The organism is Rhodopirellula maiorica SM1 (assembly GCF_000346295.1).
Taxonomy (GTDB): Bacteria; Planctomycetota; Planctomycetia; order Pirellulales; family Pirellulaceae; genus Novipirellula; species Novipirellula maiorica.
This window is the reverse complement of record NZ_ANOG01000235.1, coordinates 16,864-28,752: the sequence shown is the minus strand read 5'-3', so window position 1 is coordinate 28,752 and position 11,889 is coordinate 16,864. Positions and strand designations below refer to the sequence as shown.

General features: G+C 55.8%; 8 protein-coding genes. 6 read left to right on the top strand and 2 right to left on the bottom strand.

Annotated elements, in window-relative coordinates; genetic code table 11:
- The 3 genes from RMSM_RS07155 to RMSM_RS07145 form a co-directional block, all read left to right on the top strand.
- Nucleotides 1-583 (top strand): ABC transporter ATP-binding protein (locus tag RMSM_RS07155; protein WP_040764557.1); only part of this gene is annotated, 583 nt, incomplete at its 5' end.
- Between the two features lie 3 nt (nucleotides 584-586).
- Nucleotides 587-2,950 carry an ABC transporter permease gene (locus RMSM_RS07150; protein ID WP_008693534.1) on the top strand — a complete coding sequence of 788 codons (2,364 nt, stop codon included), beginning with the start codon at nucleotides 587-589 and terminating at the stop codon, nucleotides 2,948-2,950.
- A gap of 1 nt (nucleotide 2,951) precedes the next feature.
- The gene (locus RMSM_RS07145; RefSeq protein WP_008693532.1) at nucleotides 2,952-4,157 is read left to right on the top strand and encodes an efflux RND transporter periplasmic adaptor subunit; all 1,206 of its coding nucleotides are present in this window, start codon (nucleotides 2,952-2,954) and stop codon (nucleotides 4,155-4,157) included.
- Nucleotides 4,158-4,163: 6 nt separating this feature from the next.
- Here the strand turns inward: RMSM_RS07145 and RMSM_RS07140 are convergent, their stop codons facing one another.
- Both RMSM_RS07140 and RMSM_RS07135 read right to left on the bottom strand, forming a co-directional pair.
- Nucleotides 4,164-4,580, bottom strand: a complete 417-nt coding sequence (locus RMSM_RS07140) for an OsmC family protein (protein ID WP_008693530.1) — start codon at nucleotides 4,578-4,580, stop codon at nucleotides 4,164-4,166.
- A gap of 118 nt (nucleotides 4,581-4,698) precedes the next feature.
- Nucleotides 4,699-5,859, bottom strand: coding sequence for an AraC family transcriptional regulator (locus RMSM_RS07135; RefSeq protein ID WP_008693528.1), 1,161 nt, complete (start codon nucleotides 5,857-5,859; stop codon nucleotides 4,699-4,701).
- Between the two features lie 291 nt (nucleotides 5,860-6,150).
- On the opposite strand from RMSM_RS07135, the gene RMSM_RS07130 reads away from it, so the two are divergent.
- The 3 genes from RMSM_RS07130 to RMSM_RS07120 are packed head-to-tail and all read left to right on the top strand — an operon-like array spanning nucleotide 6,151 to nucleotide 11,887.
- A complete protein-coding gene (locus RMSM_RS07130; protein ID WP_008693525.1) occupies nucleotides 6,151-7,053 on the top strand; it encodes a DUF58 domain-containing protein in 903 nt (300 codons plus the stop codon).
- On the top strand, nucleotides 7,050-9,425 hold the full coding sequence (locus RMSM_RS07125) for a BatA domain-containing protein (protein ID WP_008693523.1): 2,376 nt from the start codon (nucleotides 7,050-7,052) through the stop codon (nucleotides 9,423-9,425). The genes RMSM_RS07130 and RMSM_RS07125 overlap by 4 nt, the downstream gene beginning before the upstream one ends.
- Nucleotides 9,425-11,887: a glutamine amidotransferase gene (locus RMSM_RS07120; protein WP_008693521.1), complete on the top strand. Its 2,463-nt coding sequence runs from the start codon at nucleotides 9,425-9,427 to the stop codon at nucleotides 11,885-11,887. Before RMSM_RS07125 ends, RMSM_RS07120 begins: the two co-directional genes overlap by 1 nt.
- The last annotated feature ends 2 nt before the right edge of the window (nucleotides 11,888-11,889 follow it).

Below are 11,889 nucleotides of genomic sequence, written 5' to 3'. Positions count from 1 at the left end.
AGCATCGGGCAGCGGAAAGTCGACGCTTCTGAACATCGTTGGCGGATTGGACGTGCCCACATCAGGCAGCGTCCACTACCACCGCAATGAATTGACGGCGGCAACCGATGCAGACCGCACACGTTACCGCCGCGACCACGTGGGGTTCGTTTTCCAGTTCTACAATTTGATTCCCAGTTTGACGGCTCGCGAGAACGTCGAACTGATCACCGAGATCGCGAAATCGCCGATGGATGCGATGGACGCGTTGGACATGGTGCGGATGAAGGACCGGGCGAACCATTTTCCCGCTCAATTATCCGGCGGGGAACAACAGCGGGTCGCGATCGCACGCGCGATTGCCAAGAACCCGACGGTGCTGTTGTGTGATGAACCGACCGGTGCGTTGGATGTCCAAACCGGAATTTTGGTGCTCGAAGCCATTTCGCGTATCAACCGCGAACTCGGCACGACGACGGCCGTGATCACTCACAACGCGGTGATTTCGCAGATGGCTGACCGCGTTATCTCATTGTCCGATGGAATGATTGCCGGCATCACCGACAACTCTCAACGCATCCAAGCATCCGAGTTGCGGTGGTAAGCGATGCGTAAGCTTGATCAAAAATTGCTGCGAGATTTGTTCCACATGAAGGGACAAGTGTTTGCAATCTTGTGTGTGATCGCCGCCGGTGTCGCCACGTTTGTGATGTCAATGTGTGCGTACCATTCGCTTGAAACCAGCAAAGAAGCGTTCTATCGCGATTTCCGTTTTGCGGACGTGTTTGCCCAAACACGACGCAGCCCGAATGCAATCTTGCCTCGTATTCGTGAAATCGACGGAATCGCGGCGGTCGAAACACGATTGGTTTACGATGTGCTGTTGGATGTACCCGAGATGACCGAACCTGCAACGGCAAGGTTAATATCGGTTCCCGATTCGGGCGAGTGCTTGCTGAACAAGGTCTATATTTCGCGTGGCCGGATGATCGAGCCCGAACGTACGGGCGAGGTTGTGGTGTCCGAAGTATTTGCCGAAGCACACGGCTTTGTGGCTGGCGATACGGTCAATGCGGTCATCAATGGGAAACGACAGACGCTAAAAATTGTTGGCGTTGCCATATCACCGGAATACGTGATGCAGATTCAACCCGGCAGCATCATGCCGGACCACAAACGCTTTGGCGTGTTCTGGATGAACGAGCGGGATCTCGAAGCCGCCTTCGACATGGTGGGGGCCTTTAATAGCGTTTCGCTAAAACTAGCCTATGGCAGCAATGTCGAAGAAGTGATCGACCAACTCGATCGACTGTTAAAACCGTATGGTTGTGTGGGGGGCTACGATCGCGGTGAGCAGATTTCACACCAGTATCTCTCGGACGAATTAAAACAACTGCGTTCGATGGCGATTATATCGCCGGCGATCTTTCTGTCGGTCGCTTCGTTTCTGCTAAACATCGTTGTCTCGCGGATCATTATCCAGCAACGCGAACAGATCGCGGCACTGAAGGCATTCGGGTATAGCAACATCGAATTCGGTCTTCATTATTTGAATCTCGTGCTGTTGATTTCCGTCAGCGGAACCATTCTGGGCGTTGGTTTTGGAATATGGATGGCATCAGGGATGACCAAGATGTACGGCGAGTTTTACAAATTCCCGACGCTGACGATCCAACTCGACACGATGTCGATTGCGGTGGGGTTTCTATTGACAACGACCGCCGCATGTCTGGGGACATGGATTTCCGTTCGCAAGGCCATCTGTTTGCCGCCCGCCGAAGCGATGCGTCCCGAACCACCGCCGCGATTCAAGCCAACGCTTCTCGAGAAAATTATTCCGCGTGAGCAATTACCTGCGGAAATGCGGATGGTTTTGCGGAATATCGCTCGCTACCCGATCAAGGCAGGATTTTCCGTGTTGGGAATCGCGATGGCGGCGGCCGTGATGGTGCTGGGAAGCTTTTCGCTCGACGCGATGAACTACATGATGGATTTCCAGTTCCGCTTGGCACAACGTCAAGATCTGATGGTCACGTTCATCGAACCGGCGACGGCGTCGGTGATGCACGAAGTCCGCAATTTGGATGGCGTGTTGGACAGTGAAACGATCCGCAGCGTCGCGACTCGGATTCATTTCCAGAACCGATCGCGACGCATCGGGTTGATGGGGCTAGAGCGTGATGCGTCGCTGTATCGTTTGTTGGACAAAAACGAGAAAGCGGTGGTCGTGCCCGAATTCGGAGTCATGCTTAATACCAAACTGGCTCGTTTGCTGGGAGTGACTCGTGGCGACTTTGTTACCATTGAAGTCCTCGAAGACAAGCGGCCGACACTGTCCGTCGAGGTCACGGCATTGGTCGAAGAATACGCAGGAATCAACGCGTATATCAACAAGCAACAATTGCATGCGATGTTGAAAGAATCCAATGTGGCATCCGGCGCGTTTTTGAAAGTCGATTCGAATCAAATCGCGGATGTTTTTGCGGAACTGGAACTTCGCCCCGGTGTCGCCAGTGTGACGATCAAGGACGCAGTGTTAAACAGTTTCCGCCAAACGGTTGCGGAAAACATTCTGGTGATGCGGTCGTTTATCATTTTCTTTGCCACGGTGATTGCCATGGGCGTCGTCTACAATAGCGCCCGGATCGCGTTGTCCGAACGCAGTCGTGACTTGGCAACGATGCGAGTGATCGGGTTTACACGCGGCGAGGTTTCGATGGTGCTGCTAGGTGAAATTACCCTGTTCACGCTTGTGGCGATTCCGCTCGGATGCGGCATCGGCTACGGTTTGGCGGGTTTGATGGCCAGCGGACTGGATACGGAAAACTATCGCATTCCTTTGGTGATCAGCCGCGATACCTACGCGCTCGCCTGCGGGGTTGTCATCATCGCGACTTTTTTATCGGGATGGGTGGTCCAGCGACGCATCTTCCATCTCGATTTGGTCGGCGTGCTTAAAACGCGAGAGTAACATGAAGTTTTCACTAAAGACGCTGCTCTGGGGAATCATGATTGTCGCTGCCGTCATGGCATCGATTTTCGCAATGTTCCCAGAACCGATCGAGGTCGATTCGGCGACCGCATCGATCGGAACCTTGCAGGTCACCGTACAAGAGGACGGCAAGACTCGCATTCGTGAGAAATACGTCGTGTCGGCTCCGGTGATGGGCCGCGTTTCCCGCATCGAACTCGATCCTGGTGACCATTGCAGCGAAGACACGCTGTTGGCGGTGATCTTGCCCAGCGTGCCTGCGTTTCTAGATGCACGGGCACAAGCTGAGGCAAAAGCCCGAGTCCAGGCGGCGCGAGCGGCACTGCAGCGTGCTGAATCGGCAAGCGCCCAAGCCGTGATCAACAACGAATTGGCGTCCACCATCTTTGACCGCGCCGAACGTCTGCGTCCCTCCAACGCGGTCTCGCAGAGCGAATTTGACATCGCAAAAACCGAGAAACTCGCGAGCACCCAAGCGATCAAAACAGCACGCTTTGACGTGGAAATCGCGAGTTTTGAGTTGGCAATGGCCGAAGCGGCGGTCGAGCAGTTTGCCGACGCGAATGACGACACCGCAGTGGAACCGTTTGAAATCATGTCCCCCATCAACGGCCGCGTGCTTCGCGTGATACAACAAAGCTCCGCGGTGGTCCCAGTGGGAACACCGTTGATCGAATTGGGCGATCCACGCAACCTGGAAATCGAAATCGATGTGTTGTCCACTGACGCGGTACGAATTAAACCCGGCGCAAAATTGACCATCGAACATTGGGGCGGCGAATCGCCGCTGAACGGTTATGTGCGAGTCATTGAACCGGGGGCGTTTACCAAAGTCTCATCACTCGGGGTGGAAGAACAGCGTGTCAACGTGATCGCTGACTTTAACGAATCGCCGGGTCGCATCGCGTCACTCGGTGACGGCTACCGAGTTGAAACACGCATCGTCGTCAACGAGCTCGCGGATGTCTTGCTGATCCCCAACAGTGCACTCTTTCGCCACCAGCGGAAATGGCATGTGTTGACCATTGTCGATGGCAAGGCGAATCTTCAGGCTGTCGAAATCGGAGTGCAAAACGAATCGCAGACGCAAATCGTCGAGGGATTGAATGTCAGTGACGCGGTCATCGTCTATCCAAGCGACTCGTTGACCCCCGGAACAGCGGTGCGGCCCAAGCCCAGCACGTGAGCGACCTCACTCGTAAACGAACGTGATTGGCGCATCGATGTCGGGATGCAAACTTTGGTGCACAGGACACTTTCTAGCAGCCGCTTCCAATCGATCACGCATCGCCGCATCGTTTACCAATCCCGCGGGTACGGTGACGATGGTTTCGAGTCGTCCGATGCGGCGAACCGGTTGTGCCACCATTTCTTTGGTGACGCTGACCTTTGTCCCCGTCAAATCGGTATCGTGCCGCTGCGAGACAAGCCCCAGGATCGTCAACACACAGCTGCCCAGTGCCGTGGCAACCAGATCGGTCGGTGAAAAACTGGTTCCTTGCCCACCGTTGTCCACAGGCGCATCGGTGGTCAGCTGATTGCCGCTCGGCCCGTGCGTTGCGCGTACGCCGAGATTGCCCGTGTAGACCGCTTGGATATTGACAGACATGTTTTGGGAAAACTCGTTTCGAATTCAGGGTGATTGGAAAACAAATTGGTTGTGAACTAGATCGTGCAATAGTGATTGCGGAACGACTCTAGAGAAAAAACTCGTCTGCGTCCCCTAACTATTTTGCCGCTCGCAAATTCCGCCGGTATTGCCCCGGCGTCATATTGGTTTCGCGGCGGAACACGACGTGCATGTATTCGGGGTGATCGAATCCACAAAGCGCCGCGATCCGGTCCATCGGCAAATCGGTCTCCGTCAACAATTGACGAGCCCGCTTGATTTGGACGTGCCGGATTTCTTGCTGAGGCGACCGACTGAGCAGTTTTCGAAGCTGCCGTTCCAACGTACTACGCGACAGTCCCGAGTGAGCAATCACATCTTGGACCGTGATCCCGTTGCAGGCATTTTCGCGGATATAAGAAAGTGCGGTCGCGATTGACGGGTCATCGATCGCAACGATATCGGATGATTGACGAACCTCGATTCCCAGCGGCCGGATCACGTGCAACAGCTCATCGGGCTTTTCGCCTTCCATCAATCGCGACAACAAACTAGCGGCCTGGAATCCCGTCTCTTCCGCGTTGGGAATCACGCTGGTCATCGATGGATCACACAATTCGCAAATCACGCTGTCGTTGTCGGTTCCAATCACCGCGACTTCTTCGGGGATCACCAACTCAGCTTGCGTACACGCTTCGAGTACCTGTTGTCCACGGACGTCGCTGCAACAATAGATCCCCACCGGCAGTGGCAAACTTTGAAGCCAGCGAACGAGTTCGGTTCGCTCATCTTCGGCCGATCTAGCGTCAGGGCCTTGCCACACCGAGCGATAGATCCCGCATTCCTTCCCTGGCTGGGCCACGTAACGTGCGAATGAGGTTTCCCGCCGCGTCGACCACTCTTCGTGCTGGAAACCGCAGTAGGCAAAATTTTGGAAGCCGCGTTCGATCAAATGCTCTGCCGCCAAGCGAGCGATTTCGTCGTCATCGCTACGAATCACCGGAAACCCATAATCTTGACCACGGTCGGTCAATTCGACGATTGGAATGCCGCTTTTGCGGACTGCCTTGGCAAACTCGGGTGTTGTCACACGCGAAATAATCCCGTTTCCCTTCCAATCGGCCAGCCATGCTGGCGGTTTGGCAGTCAGGTCACGCTGCTCGAGAAAGATCGACCAATCATGGTGCGTTTGACGAAACCGAATGACTCCTTTCAGCAATTCCCGCCCGTAAATTGTGGAAGTTTCGATCATCAACGCAACGCGTTTTTTCTGCAGCATGAGAGTGAGCGACGTGGAAAAAGGAGATCGAATAGAACCACAAGCGGGGCAAGGTTTACAGTAACGCCTACCTCACCATACGGGTAGGCTAAAATGCAATCAATCACAGGGCGCATCCTGCCACGCGATCCAGTATATAATGGGGCGGGATTGCCAATAAATCGCCTGTTTCGGGTGTGTCGTCACCCGAGACTGCCCCCCGGTCGCTGTCGACAAGTTAACGTTGACGTGCTGAAGTTGAATCAAAGCTCGCCTCGATCCCGAGTTCCCACCCCACTGGTTTCATCCTCCATGCGAATCCTGGATCTCGTCACCCCTCGCGAACTCTCACGCGTCGCGGCCCTGCAATTGTTGGCACGACAAATCGTCGAGGGGTTTTGCTCTGGACGGCACCGCTCACCGCATAAAGGGTTCAGTGTCGAATTCAAAGAACATCGGCAATACGTCCCCGGGGACGAACTAAAAAACATTGACTGGAAAGCGTTTGGTAAAAGCGATCGGCTTTACATCCGCGAATACGAAGAAGAAACCAACCTGCGATGCACCTTGGTGGTCGACCGCAGCGGGTCGATGATGTATCGCGGCGAGCGATCCGGCGGCCTTAGTAAGGACGAATACGCTCAGCGGCTGGGGGCTTCGTTGGCCTATTTGATGCTGGCGCAACAGGACGCCGCAGGTGTCATCACGTTTGACGATCGTCCACGAACGATGGTTCCGACTCGCGGTCGCCCATCGCATCTGCGGTTGGTGATCGAGGCGCTCAGCGGGCCACCGCCGGGGCTCGAAACCGATCTTGGCGGCGCCATCAGCATGTTGGTTCCGAAGCTCGGACGACGTGGTTTGGTTGTCATTTTATCCGACGCGATGGGGGACCTCGATTCACTGAACCGATCGCTGGCACAAATCCGCTCGCGTAAACATGAAGTCATCTTCTTTCACATCCTGGATCCGGACGAGGTTGATTTCCCGTTCACAGGACGTGTTCAATTTCACGACCTCGAAGAACGGGCCGACGATCAAACTGTCGACGCGGTTTCGATTCGCAAGGCCTACCTCGATCGGCTCGAAAAACATAACAGCCATTTGCGTGATATTTGTCGCCGTCATCGAGTCGACTTGGTCAACATCCGCACCGATCAATCCTATGACGACGCGCTACATCAATATGTTGCCCTGCGGAGGCAAATGTCATGATGTTTCTAAACGGGCTGCTCGCCTTTGGTGCACTTGCATTTACGATTCCGCTGGCGATCCACTTGCTATACCGCAGCAAGTTTAAAACGATCCAGTGGGGTGCGATGCACCTATTGGAACCGGTGGTCCGAATCAATCGGCGACGAATCCAGTGGATGCATTTGTTGCTGCTGCTTCTGCGTTGTTTGCTGCCGATCTTGTTGGCGTTTTGTTTGTCGCTACCGCTGTTGACCGGTTGCCGTGCGCTGCCGGGCGATACCCCACAAACCATCGTGATGATCATCGATGATTCGCTCAGCATGGCGGCTCGCGACGATACAGGAGTCTCGAACGTCGATCGAATCAAAAACGAACTCGGCGATTATTTGGCTAAAATGTCACGGCGAGACGAGATCATCTGGATGCCTGCCAGTGAAGTCCACTCCGTCGCCTCAACTGTTGGCCACGAAACGATGGGCCGTGATGATGCTCGCGATCGACTTCGCCGATTAACCGCTTCGGCGGGGCCGTTTGATCTTGCCAAGCTCGTTCGTGCGGGAATTGCTGCCGCCGACAACGGTTCGCATCTAGAACGCCAAGTCTTAATCGTTTCCGATTTCCAAAGCTGCAACGTCAACGACGCATCGCTCGAGGGATTGAAGACGCTGATGCAGGCATCGCCAAGCGATCTCGAACGACCGGCGATTCATTTCTTGAATGTCGGCGGAATGCTGAACGCTCAATCGAACTTGTCGGTCGATTCAATTGAGACCATGTCGCCGGCGTTGGTCCCGGATCGTCGCACATCGTTTACGGCCCGAATTCGTAACGCCAGCGATAAAGCGGCCAACGATGCTAGAGTCACTTGGTCAATTGATGGCATCAATGCTGAATCGGGCTTGGTCTCGGTCGCGGCGCGTTCCACGTCCACGATCAAACATACGACGGCGTTATCCACGTCGGGGATCCATGAAATCGCGGTGACGGTCGAGCATCCCGACGCGCTCCTCGAAGACAATCGCCGCAGCGTGGCGGTCGAAGTGATTCGCGAGATCGATGTCCTGTTGGTCGATGGCCAACCGGGGAAAGAACCGCTCGAAGGCGAAACCGACTTTTTGGCAATCGCCTTGAGTCCCTTTGCCTTTGCCCAGCAAGATCAAATCGACGCGGTCCGCGCCTCCGTGATCACCCCATCCGAACTGCTAAAGCGAATCAGCGAGCAACCACCCAACATCTTGGTGTTGGCTAATGTTGCCACACTCAGCGACGAACAACAAATCAAGATTGCAGATTTTGTCTACAGCGGTGGATCGCTGATCTTGTTCGACGGAGCGAACCTGAGCGATGCCGGTTACGCCAAATCGTGGAATCGAGGCAACGGTGTGATGCCGCTTCCCGCGGAATTGGACGCCGTCGTCGGAAACACCGACAAGGACGGTGAAACCCCGATGCGAATCGGCAGCTTAAATTCGCAATACACTCCTTGGTCGCGACTCGCCCCCGGCGACCCACGGCCGCTCTCGGGCGTGGACGTTTTTGCGTATCGCAAACTGAATCCACGCACAACGTCGAATGAGGACCGCGATCGCGGCGACGCGGATTCCACGACGGACTCCGATTCGATCGTGCTATTGTCGATGTCCAATGGCGATCCGCTTGTCGTGTCGGCACAACGCGGCCGAGGACGTGTCGTCCAATTCGCGATTCCTGCGGATGATTCCTGGACCTCGCTCCCATTGCGACGCACCTACGTGCCGATGATGCAACAATTGGCACTCGATTTGATCGGCAGCGGGCGAGCCACGACCGTGATCACTGGCGAGCCGATGATCGTCTCGTTGGACGAATTCCGGCAAGACGATGACGAGACGACCGAACCCGCATCATCGGAATCAAAAAACAAACGGACCGATTCGAAGGCCGAGAAATCCGCAGCTGAAGTTGCAGAGAACTCGGACCGGGAGCCGCCGATTTTCACGGTCCAGCCGCCTCATTCCGGCGAAACGACGATACCGCTGCCGCCGGAGTGGAGCGAGGAAGACGCGGCCGAACTGGTATGGGCCCAGACACGGCAAGCGGGCGTGTATCGTTTTCGCCAGATTCTTCCTCAAGCTGATGGCGAGCGTGTCGTGACGTCAACCGTCCGAGTCGCCGAGGTTCCGCCCGAAGAATCGCAGTTGCGCGACACCGAACCGGAACGGATCGCCGCAGCGGCCGAGATGATCGGTGCGACCGTACACACCGATCTTGATTCGATCGTAACGTCGGAACAAAACCGGCGGTATGGCCGTGAAATTTGGCGTTGGTTCCTGTTCGCACTTTTGTTGGCGATGATATTGGAGATGGTAGTGCAGCAACAAATCGTGCACAAAAACCAAGGGAGCATCGCGTAATGGAGTTCATGCCAACGATCCGTTTTGCGGGTGATTTGCCAGGCGGCGTGGTGCTGGCGATTGCACTCGTGGCTGCGTTTGCAGTGATGTGGTATTACGCTCGCGAAACCCGCACGATGGCGAGTCCGTATTCGTATCTATTGCCCGCATTACGAGCCGCCGCGGTTGCATTGGTGATCTTTATTCTTGCCGGCCCTGTTTGGCATCGCCGCCAAGAGATCGGCACGTTGGGAAAAGTCACGTTCGCTATCGACACATCGGCCAGTATGTCGATGACCGACAGCACGGGATCGGATGCATCGGAATCTCGCATACGCCGAGCCACGCGGCTGTTGGTGGGGACCCCGGAGCATCTGGGTTTGGTCGACCAACTAAGCGAAACGCACGACATCGAAGTCATCGGCTTCGGTGCCGCGGCTCCGGTGCCGCTGTGGACTAACCGTGACGAAAGGACGCTCGAAACGTCACTGCAACTGATTGCCGAGGACCGCCGCACCAATTTGGCGTCCGCGGTATCGGCCGCGATCGTCGATGTCGAGTCTGCTGGTGTCCAATCACCGCTGGACGCCACTGCGAACGCCCCCGTCAACAACACGCCGCGTGCCAACCAAGACGAGTCACCCGACGACGAACAGGACTCGGGATCACCCCGGGTGCGATCGGCAATCGTCATCATCAGCGAGGGTCGCCACAACTTAGGTCCATCGCCGGTGGACGCGGCACGACGAATCGCATCGTCGGCTACTCAAGTGATGACGCTTGGCATGGGTTCCGAGGACGAGCCTGTCGACGTCGGCATTGCTCAGGTGATACGGCCCGATTCGGTTGCTGCCGATGGCCGGCTTTCCGGAAAGATCATCGTTAAGCAGTTTGGAATGACGGGCAAACCGCTGGGGTTGCGAATCGAACACCAGAACAAAATCGTGTGGCAACACACAATCACCCCGGATGCCGACGGAGAGTTTGAAGTCCCGTACGACTTTGGTGTCGAACCGTTGGTCGAGGCCACTCAACAAGCGACCGTGCGTGGCGTCAGCCGAGATGCGGTGGCGCTTGATTTGCGGGCCGTGGTCGACGGTGGAGTGAGCCCCGGGGCTGTCGAAATCGATTCGACAGCCGCTGGTAAGATGATGACGGAGAACGATTCGATGCCATTTCGAGTGGCCGCCTCGGTGCGTGATCGCCGTCTGCTGATTCTCGATGGATCGAGCCGCTGGGAAACACGTTACCTTCGCAATCTGTTTCATCGCGACCCCGCTTGGCGAGTGGACACGGTGCTATATGGCCCCGGAACCGACATCCCCAACGTAACGCGAGGCAGTGAACCGGGGCAGTTTCCGGCGGATGCCGAAGCGATCTCGCAATACGATGCAATCATCCTTGGGGAAGTACCGGCCGACCAATTTAAACATGCCGATGCCGCGCTGCTGCGTCAATTCGTAAGCCGTGGTGGCGGGCTGATCGTCGTGGACGGTCGTTACCAACGCGTTCGCAAATTGGTTGACACCTATTTGTCCGATCTGATTCCGGTCAAGTACTCGGGGGCCGATGCTGTAATCGATGGTGCCAAGATTGTGCCTACGGTGACCGGCGGCGAACAACCGATGATGCTACTGCGACAAAGTGACAACTCGGACATCACGAGTGTTAGTGAGATGTGGTCGCGGTTACCCCAGCCGCAATATGTCAACCAAGTGGAACCTCAAGCCGGCGCCGAAGTCTGGGCTAACACAACGGGTTCCAGCGGCGAATCGACACCATGGCTTGTGACTCGCTTGTTCGGTGCCGGTCGGGTTTTCTATTTCTCATCGGACCAATCATGGCGATGGCGTTACAAATTGGCCGACGAACTGCATGCGCGGTTCTGGAACCAAGTGCTCAGCGCCGTGATGCAGCCGCCCTACTCGGCAAGCGATTCCTTCGTCTCACTCGGCACGGATCGAGTGGAATACGCTGTGGGGGATTCGTCCCTAATTCGCGTCCGCCTGCAAGGCCCCACGGGAAAACCGCTTGGCGATGCCACCGTCGATGCCTTGTTGGTTAACGATGATCGGGTCGTCGCAACAGTCGCATTGTCGATCGACGATCCGTCGCGAGGCACCTATCAAGGCGAGACGCAGCCGCTCGAACCCGGTGCATACGAAGTGCGAATTCGTGCAAGCGGTTTTGATTCGACCGCACTTCAAGCCACAACGCCCATTTGGGTAGGAACACCGAATCACGCCGAACTTCGCCGCGTCGGACTTGATAAAAACGCACTGATGCAAATCGCCCAGGCCGGCAAGGGCAGCTATTTCCATGAATCCTCGGCCGACAAATTACTCGAGCAACTCAAACCGTTGTCGAGTGGTTCGATCATTGAGTCGGATGTTTTGATTTGGCAGTCGTTCTATTGGTTTTGGGTGGTCATCGCGTTGTTGACTGCCGAATGGTTGTTGCGCAAACGAGCAGGGTTGGTGTAAAC